At 51.9% G+C, this 16932-nt stretch carries 18 protein-coding genes; 6 read left to right on the top strand and 12 right to left on the bottom strand.

From position 1 onward, the window contains the following. Positions 1–115 precede the first annotated feature (115 nt). A complete protein-coding gene (gene repC, locus PsAD5_RS17535) occupies positions 116–1417 on the top strand; it encodes a plasmid replication protein RepC (RefSeq protein WP_063293017.1) in 1302 nt (433 codons plus the stop codon). Here repC and PsAD5_RS17530 read toward each other — a convergent pair. From PsAD5_RS17530 to PsAD5_RS17495, 8 genes are all read right to left on the bottom strand, one after another. Next, positions 1396–1908: an NUDIX hydrolase gene (locus PsAD5_RS17530; RefSeq protein WP_063293016.1), complete on the bottom strand. Its 513-nt coding sequence runs from the start codon at positions 1906–1908 to the stop codon at positions 1396–1398. The two genes, repC and PsAD5_RS17530, sit on opposite strands and share 22 nt — an antisense overlap. 126 nt (positions 1909–2034) lie before the next feature. Further along, positions 2035–2652, bottom strand: coding sequence for a histidine phosphatase family protein (locus PsAD5_RS17525; RefSeq protein WP_275078133.1), 618 nt, complete (start codon positions 2650–2652; stop codon positions 2035–2037). Positions 2653–2701: 49 nt separating this feature from the next. Next, the gene (locus tag PsAD5_RS17520; protein ID WP_063293014.1) at positions 2702–3211 is read right to left on the bottom strand and encodes an NUDIX hydrolase; all 510 of its coding nucleotides are present in this window, start codon (positions 3209–3211) and stop codon (positions 2702–2704) included. A 105-nt stretch (positions 3212–3316) separates the two neighbouring features. After that, the gene (arsB, locus tag PsAD5_RS17515) at positions 3317–4366 is read right to left on the bottom strand and encodes an ACR3 family arsenite efflux transporter (protein WP_063293013.1); all 1050 of its coding nucleotides are present in this window, start codon (positions 4364–4366) and stop codon (positions 3317–3319) included. 45 nt (positions 4367–4411) lie between these two features. Beyond that, on the bottom strand, positions 4412–4738 hold the full coding sequence (locus tag PsAD5_RS17510) for an ArsR/SmtB family transcription factor (protein ID WP_063293012.1): 327 nt from the start codon (positions 4736–4738) through the stop codon (positions 4412–4414). Between the two features lie 131 nt (positions 4739–4869). Next, positions 4870–5472, bottom strand: coding sequence for a peroxidase-related enzyme (locus PsAD5_RS17505; RefSeq protein WP_063293011.1), 603 nt, complete (start codon positions 5470–5472; stop codon positions 4870–4872). A gap of 126 nt (positions 5473–5598) precedes the next feature. Further along, positions 5599–6207, bottom strand: coding sequence for a ferric reductase-like transmembrane domain-containing protein (locus PsAD5_RS17500; RefSeq protein ID WP_063293010.1), 609 nt, complete (start codon positions 6205–6207; stop codon positions 5599–5601). Between the two features lie 673 nt (positions 6208–6880). Further along, positions 6881–7141: an SHOCT domain-containing protein gene (locus PsAD5_RS17495; protein ID WP_063293009.1), complete on the bottom strand. Its 261-nt coding sequence runs from the start codon at positions 7139–7141 to the stop codon at positions 6881–6883. 252 nt (positions 7142–7393) lie between these two features. Between PsAD5_RS17495 and PsAD5_RS17490 the strand changes: the two genes are divergently transcribed. The 3 genes from PsAD5_RS17490 (at position 7394) to PsAD5_RS17480 (ending at position 8925) form a co-directional block, all read left to right on the top strand. Further along, positions 7394–7759, top strand: a complete 366-nt coding sequence (locus PsAD5_RS17490) for an STAS/SEC14 domain-containing protein (RefSeq protein WP_057462154.1) — start codon at positions 7394–7396, stop codon at positions 7757–7759. 31 nt (positions 7760–7790) lie between these two features. Further along, positions 7791–8207: an acyl-CoA thioesterase gene (locus PsAD5_RS17485; RefSeq protein WP_063293008.1), complete on the top strand. Its 417-nt coding sequence runs from the start codon at positions 7791–7793 to the stop codon at positions 8205–8207. A gap of 109 nt (positions 8208–8316) precedes the next feature. Further along, positions 8317–8925 (top strand): hypothetical protein, encoded by a 609-nt coding sequence (locus PsAD5_RS17480; RefSeq protein ID WP_063293007.1) that lies wholly within the window; start codon positions 8317–8319, stop codon positions 8923–8925. On the opposite strand, the gene PsAD5_RS17475 is transcribed toward PsAD5_RS17480, so the two are convergent. Together PsAD5_RS17475 and PsAD5_RS17470 are read right to left on the bottom strand one after the other, a co-directional pair. Beyond that, the gene (locus PsAD5_RS17475; protein WP_063293091.1) at positions 8922–9965 is read right to left on the bottom strand and encodes a helix-turn-helix domain-containing protein; all 1044 of its coding nucleotides are present in this window, start codon (positions 9963–9965) and stop codon (positions 8922–8924) included. The genes PsAD5_RS17480 and PsAD5_RS17475 overlap by 4 nt on opposite strands. A gap of 78 nt (positions 9966–10043) precedes the next feature. Then, positions 10044–12437: a plasma-membrane proton-efflux P-type ATPase gene (locus PsAD5_RS17470; RefSeq protein WP_063293006.1), complete on the bottom strand. Its 2394-nt coding sequence runs from the start codon at positions 12435–12437 to the stop codon at positions 10044–10046. A gap of 233 nt (positions 12438–12670) precedes the next feature. On the opposite strand from PsAD5_RS17470, the gene PsAD5_RS17465 reads away from it, so the two are divergent. Together PsAD5_RS17465 and PsAD5_RS17460 are read left to right on the top strand one after the other, a co-directional pair. Beyond that, positions 12671–13657 (top strand): NADPH:quinone oxidoreductase family protein, encoded by a 987-nt coding sequence (locus PsAD5_RS17465; RefSeq protein ID WP_063293005.1) that lies wholly within the window; start codon positions 12671–12673, stop codon positions 13655–13657. A gap of 2 nt (positions 13658–13659) precedes the next feature. Then, entirely contained in the window at positions 13660–14451 is a 792-nt protein-coding gene (locus tag PsAD5_RS17460) for an SDR family NAD(P)-dependent oxidoreductase (RefSeq protein WP_063293004.1), read from the top strand. 156 nt (positions 14452–14607) lie between these two features. Here PsAD5_RS17460 and PsAD5_RS17455 read toward each other — a convergent pair whose 3' ends face one another. Both PsAD5_RS17455 and PsAD5_RS17450 read right to left on the bottom strand, forming a co-directional pair. Continuing rightward, on the bottom strand, positions 14608–15723 hold the full coding sequence (locus PsAD5_RS17455; RefSeq protein WP_063293003.1) for an acyl-CoA dehydrogenase family protein: 1116 nt from the start codon (positions 15721–15723) through the stop codon (positions 14608–14610). A gap of 11 nt (positions 15724–15734) precedes the next feature. Continuing rightward, the gene (locus tag PsAD5_RS17450; protein ID WP_063293002.1) at positions 15735–16925 is read right to left on the bottom strand and encodes an acyl-CoA dehydrogenase family protein; all 1191 of its coding nucleotides are present in this window, start codon (positions 16923–16925) and stop codon (positions 15735–15737) included. Positions 16926–16932: the final 7 nt, after the last annotated feature.

Genomic DNA, 16932 nt, shown 5'->3' with positions numbered 1-16932 from the left:
AAGTCAGCAATGCTTTCTTGAAACCCTTTGTGGCGCATTTTTGCTTTTTCGGGCGCTCAATCCCCAATCTTACTTGGATAACACCTTGGGTCTTCCCTCGGTGAATGGGTTAGCTATGCAAAGCACCGGTGTTGCGTCCTTTCGCAAAATGACACCCGGCATGTTGGAAAGCCAGCGACTGGCAATGGCGAATGATATCGTCAAAACAACAAAAGCCGAGGTGGCGATCACGTTAAAAAAGGCAGCCCCTGCTCTGGGGATTGATGGTACCGCCTACCATATTCTCGATATTCTGATCGGCCTGACACGGGCAGATGACTGGAAACAGGACCGCCGGCCGCTGGTCGCGATCTCCAATGACAAGTTGGCTGAATACGTGTGCCGCTCCACGCGCACCGTGATCCGTGCACTTAAGCGACTGGTTGAGGTGGGCATACTGGCATACCGCGACAGTTCAACAGGCCGTCGTTTTATCTACCGCAATGGTGCAAGTGGTGAGATTGACCGTGGATATGGTTTTGACTTTTCGCCGGCACGCCAGCGGATTGATGAGATCAAACGGATTGGGGAAGAGTTTCAAGCACGGGTGCGGGCAGAGCAGGAAGCAAAGCGGACTGTTAACCGGCTGTCTCGCGCAATCGTTGACGCTTGCCGGACCGGGCAAAGCGAAGGCGTGGATTGTACCGTGTTCCTGGAAGAACTCTCTGCCATTATGGAAACGCCAATGCTGCTTCTTGAGCGGGCAGACAAGGTTTCAAAACTCTATGAACTGCTTGTGGAAGAGCTCACAGAAGACAAAACCGGGGACGAGCAAACTGCTTTAGATTTCAATGAATATGCCAAAATGTCAGGCGACCATGACATTGATGTCACCCCTTATAATATTACAACCCATCAAACTCATATAAATAGTAAAATACGGCAGCCATCTAACGATGGCTACTCAAATACCAACTCCGCTTCTAACGAAGCTTCGAAGATTGCTCTTGAAAAAGACCAATCAAGCAAATTCTCTGCCAAATCCAATGCTCCAGCTCAATTGCAATCTCGGCAATCTGGTCAGTTAGATAACGGTTTAAGTGAGCATTTATCTGCTATTTCCATTGGTTTGATTGATAGCGCAACAACAGAGACCCAGGAAATGCTGGGCATGCAGTTTTCAAGCTGGTTCGAGCTTGCGCAGTCTGGCGAGCAGCTTCGTTTGGCGATTGGCCTTTCCGAAGATGGCTGGAAGCAAGCGGTTGTGACACTGGGCGAAAAAATGGCTGCGGCGGTTCTGGTGGTGACGGTTGAAAAAACCCTGCGCGATCCTGAAGGCATTTCGCGACCGGCGGGTTACTTCCGCGCCTGTGTTGACCGCGCCAAGGACGGAAAACTCGCCCTGCACAAGTCGCTTTATGGACTGGCTCTGGGGTAAGGGTCTGCAATGCCGGTTTCTTGCGGATGGGGTAGATGGATCCGCAAGTGTGGTGTTGGTGTGCGGGTGATGAATTCGTCTTCGATAAGGTCAAGCATATTGCGTTGTTCCCGAAAACTCACCAACGCCTTTGCATCCGCAAAGGAAAACCATTGATAGGTATCGTGCTCTTCATTGATCGTAATTGGGGTATCGTGAGGAACATCTGCAACAAACACTGGCAGAATTACGAAGCTGTTCTTTTCTGGGATGTAGAAACGAATATCAGCATCTGCGGACCAAAGGTTGTCGAGCACTATGCCAGTCTCTTCTCTCACTTCGCGTAGCATTGCTTGCCAGGCTGTCTCTCCTGCTTCGATACCCCCAACAATCTGACTCCAGGTATGAACTGGTGGTTTGAGGCGGTGAAGCAGGAGAACCTGTGGCTCTTCAGTGTTCTTGTTGATGAGAAATACGGTTGCGGCGTCGCAAAAAACAGGGACTTGGGACATAATGGTCTCATTGAAAATGGTAAAGGATTCAGATTAAGCCAAGAGAAGCAGATTTATCTCTTATCCTGGTGGTCAATTACCCGCCTCCTCCTTAACATCGCTAGGTTGAACCTAGATCTTTGGTCATCACATCAGATGGCTTACATCGTTTAATTTTGCCACTCTGGAAGAACCATCCTTCTCTCGTGTCAAATGCGTGAGACTGCAGGGTCTGATGTCGTGCGTAATGTTCTGTAGGTGAATATCGCTTGAAAGGCCAAGCCACCAGTTGATGATGCAAATGATGGAGTTTGCGTGGCTAATGATTATGAGCCTCTCCATGTTGGCATTCGCTAAGAATTCCATGTAGGTCGCAATTCGAGAATACAACATCCGCCAACTTTCACTCTGATCGTAAGGAATCCAATCAAGAACTGGTTCGGTTGGTGAGCTCCAGATTTTCTGGGCTTCTGCTTTTGAGAGGTCTTTTGCCACGCCGTTGTTCAATTCACGCAACTGCCCGGCTTTGGTGAACGGATTTCCGGTTTTCTGAGTTATCCATTCCGCAGTTTGCACTGCGCGTGTCAGATCGCTGGTAAAAATTTGAAAGGCAGGAGTTGGAACAGATTTTGCCAAGTAATCGGCAGTTTGCTTTGCTTGAGTGACGCCGAGAGGTGTAAGTGTCGAATTTGTCCAACCGCCCACAACACCTTCCAGCATGTGCTCACTTTCACCGTGTCTCAGAAGAATGAGTTCGTTCAGCATTGAATACCACCAGAGTTCCGGCACTTCCATGAATAGAGAATGTGGAGTGTCAGGAGCTCAAAACTTCGCTGGCGTCCTCATTCTGCTGTGTCGGTAACTCGATCCGAAGATGTGGGCTTGCTTTGCGTGTTACGAACTCGGCCTGGAGATATTCAAGAACGCGGCGCTGGCCGGGAAAGCTGAACAGCTCCATGGCATCATCAAATGAAAACCATTGATAGGCATCGTGTTCCTCATTGATGGTGATTGGCGTTTCGCTGGAAACAAAGCTCACGAATACTGGCAGTTTTTGGATGATGTTTTTTTCCGCAACATAAAACTCCTCGCACAGATCAGCAGACCAGAGTTCGGTGAGGACCAAACCGGTTTCCTCTTTCACCTCTCGTAATGCTGCTTCCCAGCCGGTCTCATTTGGTTCAACCTTGCCTGCGACCTGACACCAGGCGCCGAGCAAAGTATCAGCGCGGCGCATAAGCAAGACCTGCGGCTCCTCTGCATTCAGGTCGAGAAGAAAAACGGAAACGCCGTTGCTGAGAACGGGAATATTGTTGGGGGTCATAAGTTGCTCATAAAATAACTGGTGCAATAGACCATGAGCATACTCAGAGAAGAACGAAAAACCAAGAGAGACGAAGGGCAGGAGATCACTCCCCTGCCCTCACGCTTAAGTTTTGGAATGAGCTGTTGAAGCCGGGACCTGATCGTCTTTAGAGAACTGCCCGCGAGTCCGATTGGCATAAGAAACCAGCACCAACATCACCGGCACCTCAACCAGTACACCAACGATGGTTGCCAAGGCTGCTCCGGAGGTGACGCCGAACAGACTAATAGCAACAGCGACGGCCAACTCAAAGAAGTTCGACGCACCGATCATCGCGCCGGGTGCTGCAACATTGTGCGGCTGGCGCCACTTCCGCATCCAGAAGTAGGTGACGAAGAAAATCAGGACAGTTTGGATGAGAAGCGGAATCGCGATGAGAACGATGTCTGCTGGTGATGAAATGATGTTGTCCGCCTGAAGACCAAACAGCAAGAACACCGTGCCCACCAGACCTGCAATCGAGAATGGTTTCATCCCTGCACTGAATGAAGAAAGGTGTTGTTTGTCTTTGAGGCCGAGCCGGGTCAACCACCCTGCCCCCAATGGCAACGCAACAAACAGTGCGGTTGAAACCAACAATACATCCCATGGGACGATGATGTTTGAGACATCCAGCAAAAACGCCGCGATTGGCGCGAAAGCAAAGATCATAATCAGGTCATTGGTTGCAACCTGAGCCACCGTATAACTTGCATTGCCCTTTGTTAGATACGACCAGACAAACACCATCGCTGTGCAAGGAGCAACGCCAAGCAAGATCATGCCTGCGATGTATTGATCCGCCAAATCTGCCGGAATGAACGGCGCAAAGATATGGCGCATGAACAGCACGGCCAGAGCTGCCATGGTGAAGGGTTTCACCAGCCAATTCATGGCCAGCGTTACGATGAGGCCCTTTGGTTTCACAAAGCAATTGCGAACCTCGGTGAACTCGACCTGCACCATCATTGGATAGATCATAAGCCAGATCAGAACTGCGATGACCAGATTGATCCCGCCGACCTGCAAGTCACCGATGATCTGAAAAAGGCCAGGTTGAAGGAGGCCTGCCCCTACCCCCAGAGCCATTGCAAGACCTACCCAGACTGAGAGGTAGCGTTCAAAAGTACCCATGATTTCTCCTGCCTATCGTCGATAGACGATGAATGTCGATAAATTTTAGAGTTTGAAGCTGCTCTCAAAGAGGAAGTTGAAGTTCTTCAACTCAGACCGATTGACTGAATAACAAATGCGCGGGCGCTGAACTTCCGCCAGTATGAAGCCTGCATCCTTCAGTATGCGAAGATGCTCAGACACAGTGGATTGCGCCAGACCGATAGAGTTCACGAGATCTCCACCGACACAACCGGGTTGAGCCGCCATAATCTTCAGCAAGCGGACACGCGCTGGATGCGCCAGGGCTTTGGCCTGGACGGCGAGCTTTTCTTCTTCTGCTTCATTCAAAGAGGCAGGTGCAAATTCCGTAACGCAGGTGTTTTCTGTCATCGTTGATTCCGTATATCGTCGATACACGATATACTCCTCTCCTCACCCACTGGCAAGGCCTTTCTGTGTTGACAGCTGTCAACTTTTTTGAAGCCGAGTTGACAGCTGAAACTCCCCTCCCCTGCTCACTTCTATCGTGCTGCGGAGTGATACTCTGGGTTGGGCTGCATGCCTGTTGCAGAGGCCATGCGGTTGGACATGGAGAAAAAGGCCGCGACTTCGCAAATGTCCCAGATGTCTTCTTCCGAGAACCCAATATCCCGAAGGCCTTGCCGGTCACCCTCAACAATCTCAGAGGACGTCTTCGCAATCTTTGTAGAAAAGTCGAGCATCACACGCTGCTTGTCAGTCAGATCAGCATAGCGATAGTTCATCACCATAGCTTCACCCAGTTCCGGCTTGTTGGAATACTCCCGAACAGCAGCGCCATGGGCGACCTGACAATACCAGCAGGAATTGATCGACGAAACGGTGACAGCAATCATCTCTCGTTCCAGTTTGGAAATGCCAGAGTCTCCAAGCATGAGCTCATTATACATCTGAGAAAACGCCCTGAGCTTTTCTGGTCGATGTGCGAAGGCAATCAGCACGTTCGGGATCAACCCGAGTTTGCTCTGACATTTCCCAAAAAGCTCCTGAATATCATCAGGTAATGGATCTGGCAGGCTAAGCTTCAAGGCAGTCGGATGCGTAAGGCTTGCGCTCTCTATTTTCTGAAAATCGGTTGTAGTCATTATATGGTCCCTCCTCCATTTCAACAGCTTAACTGTGATTGAAGGAACTGTCCTCACTACAAAAGGAGAGCAAAGAAAAGCCCGCCTTTGGGAAGAGGCGGGCTTAGTTGGAGGCTTGCTTGGGATTTAAGCGTGGGCGGAGAGCTTACGCTCTTTTCGTTTATTGGTGACGTGCACATATCTGTAGAGCTCTAAGAGTAGAAGCGGTGTGAAATGCACCAGTGCTGGCCCAAATTTGTAGTCTACCAGGACCCAATGGGCGAACACGAGGACTGCTGCTGCGTAAGCAAGTTTCTGAAGGTTCTTCCATCTGGATCCGAGCTGGGCGATGAACCAATCATTGCTGGTGACTGTGAGCGGAATGAAAATGAGAGAAGCCAGCCATCCAGTCCAGATCCCGATTTTGACGAGATCTTGCAGGATAGGGCCAAGAGATCCCTTATCCAGCAGGTAGATAGCGACATGCAGAGCTGAATAGCAAGCTGCAGCTACGCCAATATACCGCCGCCGTGCCATCAGCCAACGCACCCATCGTTGACCGTTTGTCAGGAACATCAGCGACGTGATCATGAGGCTTATGATGAGAAAACGAGCGGCAAACTCTCCAGTTGGAAGGAGAAGGTGCTCCAACTTGTCGCTTTCACGGAGAAGCTCTCCGATGATAGCAAGCCCCGGGAGTGCAAGGATAGACCAGAAGGTAAATGGTGAGTTCCAAATTGCTCGAAGGTAAGACATGGTCGCCCGGATGAGTTTGCACTGAGTTGTAAGGTGCACACTGCTGATTTCGCGGTGTTGGGGTACGTGGGAAGTCAGCAGTGTGCGGCCGATTGCGACTGCGGAGTTCGCGTTCAACCTTGTCTAAACACTGGATCAGCTCTGTCTTTTCCGCAAGAAATCAGATGTAACAAAATGTCGTGGAACTTGGTTGGGTTAGAGATCTAGCTGCTTCGTGGTGTCGGTTAAGTTATGGCCCAACATATTGGAGGCATTAGATAATTTAAGAAGCTCCGACAATGGCCCGCAAACTGTCCTTTCTGCATGTGTTTAGCGAAAGGCTTCCTCTATTACACTTTAACAAGAGTTGCGTTGTTTTTGATGCAAACGTGGTTGCAAACAGCAGTAACAGCTGAGGGCCTCTGAAAAGAAACCCGCCGCAAATCTGCGACAGACTGTTGAGTGAGTTGTGTGCTGCGAATGTTGGCTTGGATAGTATGAGAGGAAAACTGGGCCTCAAAGCATCGGATTGATACTCGGTTTTATCGGCTTTGCGCGAGATGTGCAGGTTTTTAACCTACCAAACGGACGGGTCATCAGAGCTGAATACGTGTGAGTTGCCAACTGACAACATTGCTCTGGAAGGGATATCGGCACTCAGGTTGCCCGAATTGAGTGCCGATGTTGGAGGATGTTACAGGTTCAAACGCAGAACCTGAGAACGTTTCTGGAACTCTTCCTCATCGATTTCGCCAGTCGCAAAACGTCTGCTGAGTATGTCCAGAGCTTCTGAGGTTTGGGACTTTGGCTCTTCAGGTTCAACCTTGCGAGCAGTGTTGGAACCTCCGAAATAGCCGTAGGACCGGGCGATTAAAAAGCCGATGATGAGCAGGAGAATTAGAGTGATTGGGAATGGGAAAAAGTGAAATCCGTGCATTCCTGCTTGATGAAACATAGTGATCTCCTTGGGATATTTATTAGACATCACTAGAATGGGGAGTACCGGCACAGCTTTCAAATTACATTTGTAATCAACTGTCTCAACCGCTTCACCTGCGGATAACGGTTACACTTTTATAAAAGTGGACAGCTGTCAACTTTTCGAATTGGCAAGAGATTTCCAATTTACGTCGAAACTATCCGTGGAATGAAACAGGATGGAAGGCGTGGTTCAGGTAGCATACTGACAGGAAAAAGAGGTGCCAGAATGATCAAAAAACTCCCAGAAAGTTCGGAGAACATCCTCGGTTTTGAGGTGGATGGAAAGGTCGATCTTAACGAAGAAATGGAGCTGATTTCGCAGGTTGAGAACGTCCTTGACAAACATGCAAATGTCAGTGTGCTGGTGATTTTGAACGATCAAGCGAAGTGGGGCATTGAAGCTGGCTACGAAGATTTGAAGTGGGCGATGACCCACATCAAAAGTTTTCATCGCATCGCAATAGTCTCTGATCGGAAGATTTGGGAGTGGCTCGTCGCGATTGATAGTCCGTTTGCAGCCATGCTTGGCATAGGTGAAAAGCACTTCGATATGGCAAATCTCGACAAGGCCTGGGAGTGGGTCAGAGAATAAATTAGGCCCATCGGGCGGTGAGGACAGAGCGTTGATAGAGACCTATCGCGGTGTAGTTTACCCCTATCAGTTGGACCATATGGGACACATGAATGTTCAGTGGTACACCGAGAAGTTCGATGAGGCCAACTGGCATCTGTTCTCACAAGCCGGGCTAAGCGCTACCTATTTTCGAGAGTACAACAGGGGTATGGCTGCCGTTCAACAAACCACGAAATACCATGCCGAAGCGCTGGCAGGAGACTTGCTTGTGTGTCGATCCGGGGTGACGGACATTCATGAAAAGACGCTCTATATCCTCCATGAAATGCATAATACTGAAACGCTGAAATTGATTGCGACCACTGAATTGATATGCGCGCATTTGGATAGGGAAGCCCGCCATGCCTGCCCGTTTCCGCCAGACGTGCGGGCGGCGGCTACAGCGCTTCTCGTAGAGGGGAACTAAGTCCTCCATCGTGTTTCAGGAAGGCTATTCTGGTCCTAAATCGCGTTCTAGGTCGCAGGCAATCCGCCAAACTCCCATGGTTCCAACAGGCAAATCATGGAGTTATCAAATGGCAACAAAGCACAGCACCAAAGCCCTTATCGCGATTGGCGTAATAGCGATTGCGGCTTACGTCACATTCTCAACAGGCATGGAAACCTCTGAGACACTCAGCCCTGAAGGTGTGCATTCGATCGCGATTTCAGGAAGCAATCTGGGTCTGCGCATCGTCGGAGGCAATAGCATTTCAAGCGACATCAAGCTTGATACAAGCGATGCAAGAGGTTGCTCTCTAACCGCTACAACATCCAAGAATGAAGACGGTCTTATGACCATTAAATTTGAAAGACGCGGGTCCTGGAGGCTTGGTTGGTGCGACCCGGCGGCGACGCTCAGGCTGCCGAATTCGATGAACATCAGCGTTAAGATGGACAGATTAGCGGGTGACTTTGTGGGGCAGTTTAAGGACTTCGCTATCACCTCAGAGAAGTCTGTCATCTATTTCGACGGGAGTGTTTCGCGCTTCGATTTGGTTGGAGAGATGGCCGCGGTCTATCTGAAATTTGATGCAGATGTTCCAAAGGAAAACATCCGCATCAATGTTGAGAAGCTCGTGTCCAGCATCAACTTGGCGAAGGGGTGGAAGCACGCCACGAGCATCCTGCTAGAGATCTTTTAGGCCGTCTCCACACTCTGCGCAGTACGGCTCACCTTCCGCCATACACTCGGGCTCTTGCCTGTGACACGTTGGAACTCGCGATTGAAGTTGGACTTCGTTGTAAAGCCAACATCGTAAATGATGGTGGTGATGGGCTTGTCCGTTGTCTCTAACAGAAGACAGGCTTCAGCCACTCGGAACCCATTGGTGTATTGCGGCAGGTTGATCTCACGCACTGTGTTGACAGCTGTCGAAATCTGGCGAGCCGGCACACGGAGTTTGCGAGCCAACCTGTCGAGGGAGAGGTTTTCATCCCGGTACAGGTGCTCGTTCTGCATGAGTTGATCGAGAGCTTCGACCAGCACAATCTGTTCCTCGGAGGCTGATGCGGTCGTTGTTTCAGGTTCTGGCAACTGCGGTGTAGTCGTTGGTTTGCGAGTAAACAGAACAGCGATTGTGACCAGTGCAAGCAGCATGAAGAGGTTTGCAGTGCCAACGATGGTTGCTGCATTGGTCCCCTTGTTCACGGCAAAGTCCGCTGCTACGACGAGGTCAACAAGTGCGGAAGTTGAGAAAATAGCGCCTGCGATCAGCTGGGTCTGGCGTGCCGGGAGCATTTGATCGATGGGCAGATGGCTGGCCCATTCCCACTGCCTGGTCGTTGCAGACCGGAAGAACAACAGTCCGTAGCCGAGATAGACAACAACACTTGTAAGATCAATCAGCACCGGGGCGTTGAAGCCGGGTGCGAGAGTGAGAGAGCTAAGAGTTGCAGCTGTCGCGCCAATCGTCCAGCCGACAGCCTTCTTCGAAAGGCGATCAGTGAGTTGAAGGAATGAGAGCCAGGTCGCGGGTGGCAACAACAACGCCAGCCCTATGAGCGACCAGAGGGGGAGCCCACCCATCCCCCATTTGATACCGAGTAGGACAGATTGAATTGCATAAAGGCTGATAGTCGCCACGAGCAGCGACGGTATTTTTCGTCCATACCCGACCATGAGGCGTAACAGGATGAAACACAAAAACAGGGCAGTGAAAAAGGGAAGGGGTAAGCTCGGCAACGCGCCAACTCCAATTGCGGACAATGCTCTATATCTAGTCTGTCTGCGTGGCGAGTAAAAGAGCGTGTTGCACTTCTTTTAGCGGCAGAGCTTTCTGGCAACATTCAGCACGAACATCCAGAGGATGGCTTGTGCCCAGACGATGCCGATCAAGTCCCAGCTGATCGCGGGAACAAGGAAGCCGGATCGACAGATGGCAACCGCAAGCAATTGCGTGGTGATAATTGCCATTAGCAATTTCGCTGAAGGGCGTGGTGCCTGCCAGAACCAGTGATCATGCCGGCAGACAAACAACAACAAATGCCCGGCGACAACCAGCTGCAGGAACATGACGCTCTGCAACTCCGCAGCGGGTACATCCAGCCAATGCCGGGAGGCCATCATCAGGGCGAAGTTCTCGACAACTGAAATGAGCCCAAGCACCGTTGCTGTGCGCAACATGTTTCCAAGCTGCCATTCCATCGGAGCTGGTGCAGCCTCTGTGTTGTCGTAGGCTATGGTGATGATTGGGATGTCGTCCAGCAATGCCAGCATCACAATCATGATGGCGGTCAGGGGCACCTCTTCCAACAGCAACACACTGGCTGAGACGAACACCATCAGGTTGATCGTCATAGCCACGCGGTAGTCAACGTAGCTGATCATCCGCGCGAAGATTTTTCGTGCCTCTATTACTGCATCTGTGATGACGGACAGACCGGGCAACGTCAGGATCAGATCAGCGGCAGATCGGGCGGCGTCTGTTGCACCTGAAACGGCAATACCCACATCTGCCTGCTTTAATGCCGGGGCATCGTTCACGCCGTCACCTGTCATGGCGACGTAATCTCCGGACTGTTGAAGCGCTTTGACGATACCGTATTTGTGCTCGGGAAAGACGCGGGCGAAGCCATCTGCGTTGACGATCTCCTCGCGGATGTTGGCTGGCAGGTTGTCCATGTCCTTTGCCTCAGAGAACACCTGACTGGCGCTTTCAAGCGAGGTGCCCAGCCCCAGCTGTCCGGCAATCTCTCTGCCGATGGCAATATCATCACCTGTCACCATCTTCACGGTGATTCCGGCATTCTGGGTTTCTTCAATCACAGCTTTGGAATCGTCGCGAGGTGGATCAAAAAGAGAGAGGATCCCAAGCAGGCGTAACTCGTGGTTTTCGTTGGTCTTGGCGATACCGAGTGTGCGCAAGCCTTTGACGGCAAACTCGTGCACGGCACTGCTGGCAGCGGCCTTCTCCTCCGGTGCATTTGCGCAAAGATCAATGACCACTTGCGGTGCACCTTTGATGACCTTGAACGCTCCGCTTGGACCAGAGACGCCCGCTTCCGTTCGTTTGCTTACGGGATCAAACGGCGTGAATGTGTTTTGCTTGTAAAGCTCCAGTACACCCCGCTCAGCCTTGCTGACAATCAGGTGATCAATGACGTCTTTTTCTATTGTACTGGATGCAAGGGCCGCCATGACGACGAGCTCTTTTTCACTCTTCGCGTCAAACAGAACTGGCTCGCCAAGCGTGAGTTCGTTTTTGGTGAGCGTTCCAGTTTTGTCGGAGCACAGCACATTCACCCCTGCCAGCTCTTCAATCGCCTGAAGGTGCGAAACGATGGCTTTCTTTCTGGAAAGTGTGAGTGCACCCAGAGCCATGGTGACAGATAGAACTGCGGGCATCGCAACCGGGATTGAGGCGATCACCAGCACAAGCACCAGTTCAATGATGCCCAGAATGCTCTGCTGCAAATAAAGCTGTTTGACGATGATGAGCGCAGCAAGCAAGGCTGTGCCAAGAATGAGAAATTTGCCAATGCCCAGAACGCTTTTCTGGAAATGAGAAATGTTGCCCGCGGACTGAACCAGCTTTGCCGTGTTACCAAAGAATGTGTTGCCACCCGTCGCAGTCACAAGTGCCTGCATGGTGCCCTGTTTAATGATTGAACCGGAATACGCCACATCACCGATCTGCTTATCGACCGGGAGAGACTCGCCCGTCAGGGCTGCCTGGTCGACCGCAAGGTATGGCCCTCGTTCCAAGATGCAGTCTGCCGGGATGATGTCTCCGTTTTCCAGATTGATGATGTCACCGGGAACGATTTCCTCTGCTGGAATGTCAGCCCACTTCCCGTCTCGTTTCACACGGGCTTTGAGTGCCATGGATGATTTTAGTGCCGCCAGCGCGTCAGCTGCTTTGCTGCTTTGAACAAACTCGATGCCAGAGTTGAGGATCAGCATAAACAGGATGATCGTGAAGTCGGCCCAGTGCTCGATGATGGCTGACAGGATCGCCGCAATTTCGATGAGCCACGGGATAGGCCCCCAGAATGTCAAAAGCAGCTGAGCCAGTTTGCTGGTCTTCTTTTCTTCCAGCGCATTGGGGCCATATTGCTTCAGCCGGTTGGATGCGGTTGATCCCGTCAGTCCTTCCGGTGAGCTTTCCAGGCGTTTGAATTCATCAGCTAAGCTGGGCTTATCCTGTTCAGCCATCCGGTCTTTCCATGGATTGAGCACTCATCATGGGAATATCTTCGCTGTTGCATGTAAACGGATGATGAGAACAAGGAGAGCTTCCATGAACCGTGGTTTCCTGATTGCGAAGCGTCTTGCTCAAATTATTCAGGTTTGCTGAGAGGGGAGGGGACTTGCGCCTAGCGTTGTGGTTGCGCTCACTGTGTTTCCGTAACATACTCACGGGTATGTTTTGATTTGGGAGGGAAATCATGCGTGCTGTTGTCTGCTCAGAATACGGACCACCAGAGGCTCTGCGTGTGGAAGACGTTGAACGTAAAGAGCCGAAAAAAGGGCAAGTGCGGATCGCGGTGGAAGCTGCGGGCGTCAACTTCCCTGATACGCTGGTGATTGCGGGAAAATATCAGATCAAGCCGCCAATGCCATTTGTGCCAGGTGGTGAGGTTGCTGGCAGAATTGAGGTGGTGGGTGAGGGCGTCACTCAGTTTGCGCCGGGTGATCCGGTGATGGCGCTTCTGCTGCAACAAGGTGGCTATGCAGAAGAAGTTGTGGTTGATGCGTCTGCTGTCATGAAGCGGCCTGAAGCTATGTCTGCTCATGTTGCTGCTGGCTTTACGATGACCTATGGCACGTCCATGCATGCCTTGAAGCAACGTGCACAATTGCAACCAGGAGAAACACTGCTGGTGTTGGGCGCTGGCGGTGGTGTTGGGCTCACGGCTGTCGAGCTGGGCAAAGTCATGGGTGCCAAGGTGATTGCTGCGGCCAGCTCTGCCGAAAAACTGGAAGCTGCGCGAAAAGCAGGTGCGGATGAGCTGATCAACTACTCCACGCAGGACCTGAGAGAGCGTCTTAAGGAGATCACGGGCAAGGCTGGCGTTGATGTTGTGTACGATCCGGTTGGCGGAGAGCTTTTCGAACAGGCACTCCGCTCAACAGCCTGGAATGGTCGCGCATTGGTTGTAGGCTTTGCTGCTGGCGATATCCCATCAATCCCCACCAACCTGCCTCTGCTAAAGGGCTGTGCTGTTATGGGCGTGTTCTGGGGGGCGTTCCGCATGAGGGAGCCGGATAAGGACCTTAATAACTTCTCAGAGCTGTTTAAATGGTTCCAGGAAGGCAAAATCAACCCGACTGTTAGTAAGAGCTATTCTCTGGAGGAAGCTCCTCAGGCGCTTCGAGACCTCATGGAGCGACGTGTGGTAGGCAAGGTTGTTCTGGAAACCGGGAGGGAATGAAGATGCAACCCAGATTTGCAGGTCAGGCAGCCCTGATTACGGGCGCAGGCAGCGGCATTGGCCGCGCAACCGCGATCCGACTGGCGGAAGAAGGGGCCGCGATCGCTCTGGTGGACCTGAATGAGGACGGCCTTGATGAAACCGCAGGGCTGTTGCCAGAAGGTTGCCGTGCGCGGGTCTATGTCGTTGATGTTGCGAATGAAGAAGCGGTTGAGAGCTGCGTGGATGCCGTTGAGAACACCTTTGGCGGTATAAGCGTTCTTTGCAACAATGCCGGGGTCATCTGCGAAGGTTCCTGGGGCGGCAGCCATGAGGACTTTAGCGACTGGCTCAAAGTTTATGAGGTGAATGTACTCGGCGCAATGTTATTTACCAAGTACACCCGCGAGCAACTCAAGGCTTCAGGCCGCGGTTCTATTGTGAATACTGCATCCGTTGCTGGAATCAGAGCCGGTGCTGGCGGGAATGCCTACAGTGCTTCCAAAGCTGCGCTCATCAATTTTACAAAAACATCTGCCTGCGATTTTGGCGAGCACGGCGTGCGTGTGAATGCGGTTTGTCCGGGGCTTATTGAGACCGGCATGACAAAACCTGTGTTTGATCACGCCCGCAGTGTTGGCAAAGAAGACAGGCTCGGCTCAAGAGCGGAACTGCGTCGGCATGGTGATCCTGCTGAAGTTGCAGCAACAATCGCTTTCCTTGCCAGCCGCGATGCCAGCTTCATCACCGGCCAGGCCCTCGCTGTTGATGGCGGAAACACATCCTCCCTCAACATGCCGGGTATGAAGATCTGAGATGGTTTTGGTTAGCCAAAAATGGAAAGAGCCAGTCTGCAACACCGGGCAATGCTGTTGCGGACTGGCTCTCGCTGATCCAAAGGGGTGGACCAGATGGCTTCAATTATGAAGTTACTTTAGAAATAATCACAAGTAGAATTACGGATTATACAGTTAAAGACCCCGTGTTTTTAGCAGAAAGTCTATATGGTGAGCACTGTCACCCAGCATCTCTGTTAACACCCGGTCGTGTTTCATGAACAATCCGACGTCAACTTCGTCGGTCATACCGATTCCACCATGCATCTGCACCGCTTCTTCTGTTGCCACGCGAGAAACTTTAGCAACCTTGGCTTTGGCTGCTCGGGAAAGAGCCTCTGCCTTATCGGAGGTTGTATCTATTGCGCGTAACGCGAAAGAGACGAGTGAAGCTGTTTGTTCAATCTGGCAATAAAGGTCGGCCATTCTGTGTTGAAGTGCCTGAAACATGCCGATTGGAACACCAAATTGTTTTCTTTCATTCAGGTATGCCGTTGTGCGCTCTGCAACTTCTCTTGCAACTCCAAGTTGTTCTGACGCTGCAATCGCACGACCTGAGCGGAGCGTGGCTTCCAGAACGGTCGTGCCCTTATCAAGCGGACACAGCAAATCCTTGCCATCCAGATGCAAATTGCTGATCTGAATGTTTGCGGCATTGCGGCTGTCCAGCATAGCGTTGCGCTCTACCTCAACTTCCGCCGCGCTTGGATCTACCAGAAAAAGCCCAGTGTCTTCGCCGGTTTTTGCAACAACAATCAGCCGGTCGGCGTTGTAACCATCAAACACCGCACGTTTTCTGGCGTTGAGAATGAAGCCGTTGCCGTCCGGTTCTGCCGTGGCTTTGATGCGGGATGGGTTGTGCTTTGCTCCCTCGTCGATTGCCAGTGCAATAACAGCTTCACCAGCGGCAATCTTTGGTCCCCACTCACTCAGATGATCCCCACCAGACTGGCGCAGTGCAATTGCACTCAAAACAGCGGTGGAGAGGAACGGAGAGGCCGTCAGGTTGCGGCCCATTTCCTCAGCCACAAGGCCCGCAGCGCGGTGGCCAAAGTCGTATCCGCCTGCGTCTTCTGGCAGCAACATGCCAAACCAGCCCATGTCGGCCAGTGTTTTGTGAAGCTCCTGATTGAAGCCAAGCGCCTCTTTCTGGTCGCGCAGATCACGCAGTGCCTGCACGGAGGCGTTTTCTGCCATAAAGCCAGAGGCGGAGTCCTTCAGAAGGGTTTCTTCAGAGCTGAAAAGTTCCATGTTTTCTCTCCTTAACCCAATGATGGCAGGCGTAGCACTGCTTTTGAAATGATGGAAAGCATGATCTCCGAGGTGCCGCCTTCAATGCTGTTGCCTTTAGAGCGCAGCCAAGAAGCAGACTGATTGCCGATGCCGTTGTTCTCTTCCGGCCCAGACAAGGCTTCGAGCCCTCCAGCCTGTACAACGAGGCTCTGGCGGCGTTTGTTCAGTTCTGTGCCGAGATACTTCAGCTCTGCAGAACGGGCGCCCAGCTGGTTACCTGCGCGGTGGAAGTCTTTTGCGGCAGCAAGGTGTGCGGTCAGCGCCATCTCATCAATCAGGAACTCCCCGATATCAGCACGAAGGAGCGGATCATCCAATCGGCCTGTCTCATCCAGCCCGATTGAGTGGATCGCAGTCTCATAAAGGCCAGCGGAACCGCCAAAAATCGCATCCAGATTGCTGACCATTTCGCGTTCATGGGTCAGCAGATACTTGGCGATTGTCCAGCCGTTGCCGCGCTCATCAACCACATTCTCCATAGGCACCTTCACGTCATCGAAGAAGGTTTCGCAGAACGGAGAACTGCCGGAAATCAAGCGGATCGGCTTGGTGGAAACGCCCTTACTGGTCATATCAAACAGCAGGAACGAGATGCCTTTGTGTTTCTTCGCATCCGGTTCGGTGCGCACCAGAGCAAAGATCCAGTCAGCTTGATCCGCATAGGAGGTCCAGATCTTCTGGCCGGAGACGAGGAAGTGGTCGCCCATATCCACGCCTTTGGTTTGGACTGATGCCAGATCGGAGCCGGATCCGGGCTCTGAGTAGCCCTGACACCAGCGAATTTCACCGCGGGCAATCTGGGGCAGGTGCTGCAGCTTTTGCTCGTGAGAGCCGTATTTCAGCAGAGCGGGACCAAGCATCCAGATGCCAAAGCTTTCCAGTGGAGACATGGCGTTAATACGCGTCATCTCCTCTTTGAGGATCTTGACTTCGTCACCGTTCAGGCCGCCGCCGCCGTACTCTTTCGGCCAGCTTGGCACGGTCCAGCCACGCTCGGCCATGCGCTCCAGCCATTGCTGTTGTGCTTCGGACTTAAAGGTCCAGTTGCGGCCACCCCAGCAGATGTCGCTCTCTGTGGTGACTGTCTTGCGCATGTCTTGCGGGCAGTTCTCTTCCAACCAAGCCCTTGTTTCCATGCGGAAGTCATCAAGTGATGTCATTGCGTTC

Source organism: Pseudovibrio sp. Ad5 (assembly GCF_001623095.1).
In the GTDB taxonomy this organism is placed as follows: Bacteria; Pseudomonadota; Alphaproteobacteria; order Rhizobiales; family Stappiaceae; genus Pseudovibrio.
This window is presented reverse-complemented; position numbering and strand designations above follow the sequence as displayed.

Excerpts from the sequence above, each read along its gene's own strand:
- repC (WP_063293017.1), top strand. The coding sequence starts at position 116 with ATGCAAAGCACCGGTGTTGCGTCCTTTCGCAAAATGACACCCGGCATG.
- PsAD5_RS17530 (WP_063293016.1), bottom strand. The coding sequence starts at position 1,908 with ATGTCCCAAGTCCCTGTTTTTTGCGACGCCGCAACCGTATTTCTCATC.
- PsAD5_RS17525 (WP_275078133.1), bottom strand. The coding sequence starts at position 2,652 with ATGCTGAACGAACTCATTCTTCTGAGACACGGTGAAAGTGAGCACATG.
- PsAD5_RS17520 (WP_063293014.1), bottom strand. The coding sequence starts at position 3,211 with ATGACCCCCAACAATATTCCCGTTCTCAGCAACGGCGTTTCCGTTTTT.
- arsB (WP_063293013.1), bottom strand. The coding sequence starts at position 4,366 with ATGGGTACTTTTGAACGCTACCTCTCAGTCTGGGTAGGTCTTGCAATG.
- PsAD5_RS17510 (WP_063293012.1), bottom strand. The coding sequence starts at position 4,738 with ATGACAGAAAACACCTGCGTTACGGAATTTGCACCTGCCTCTTTGAAT.
- PsAD5_RS17505 (WP_063293011.1), bottom strand. The coding sequence starts at position 5,472 with ATGACTACAACCGATTTTCAGAAAATAGAGAGCGCAAGCCTTACGCAT.
- PsAD5_RS17500 (WP_063293010.1), bottom strand. The coding sequence starts at position 6,207 with ATGTCTTACCTTCGAGCAATTTGGAACTCACCATTTACCTTCTGGTCT.
- PsAD5_RS17495 (WP_063293009.1), bottom strand. The coding sequence starts at position 7,141 with ATGTTTCATCAAGCAGGAATGCACGGATTTCACTTTTTCCCATTCCCA.
- PsAD5_RS17490 (WP_057462154.1), top strand. The coding sequence starts at position 7,394 with ATGATCAAAAAACTCCCAGAAAGTTCGGAGAACATCCTCGGTTTTGAG.
- PsAD5_RS17480 (WP_063293007.1), top strand. The coding sequence starts at position 8,317 with ATGGCAACAAAGCACAGCACCAAAGCCCTTATCGCGATTGGCGTAATA.
- PsAD5_RS17470 (WP_063293006.1), bottom strand. The coding sequence starts at position 12,437 with ATGGCTGAACAGGATAAGCCCAGCTTAGCTGATGAATTCAAACGCCTG.
- PsAD5_RS17465 (WP_063293005.1), top strand. The coding sequence starts at position 12,671 with ATGCGTGCTGTTGTCTGCTCAGAATACGGACCACCAGAGGCTCTGCGT.
- PsAD5_RS17460 (WP_063293004.1), top strand. The coding sequence starts at position 13,660 with ATGCAACCCAGATTTGCAGGTCAGGCAGCCCTGATTACGGGCGCAGGC.
- PsAD5_RS17455 (WP_063293003.1), bottom strand. The coding sequence starts at position 15,723 with ATGGAACTTTTCAGCTCTGAAGAAACCCTTCTGAAGGACTCCGCCTCT.
- PsAD5_RS17450 (WP_063293002.1), bottom strand. The coding sequence starts at position 16,925 with ATGACATCACTTGATGACTTCCGCATGGAAACAAGGGCTTGGTTGGAA.